Genomic DNA, 273 nt, shown 5'->3' on the forward strand with positions numbered 1-273 from the left:
GCCGCGACGGTCGTCGCATCGGCGCCGTTCACCGACGTCCCGACCATGAACATCTGCCCCACCTTGTCCTCGAGGCTGAGTCCGGCGAGCGGATCCGGGGTCGGGGTCGGGCTCGGCGTGGGAGTGGGTGTCTGCGTCGCCGGGTTCACGGACGGCGTCGGAGCCGGTTCTGGAACGCAGCCCGTCAGCACCACGGCGGAGAGCAGGAGCAGGATCGTCGACCGCGCGATGTTCCTCACCCCTCGATCGTGGCGCATAGCGCGCTCGGTCGGG

The 273-nt window shown here is 70.7% G+C and carries 1 pseudogene; it reads right to left on the reverse strand.

Going from position 1 to position 273, the window contains the following annotated elements:
* Positions 1-257, reverse strand: a pseudogene (locus ACZ3HH_RS29980) (hypothetical protein); the annotation flags it as partial.
* Positions 258-273 lie beyond the last annotated feature (16 nt).

The sequence above is a fragment of the Pseudomonas sp. PME37.24/025 genome, from assembly GCF_055556615.1.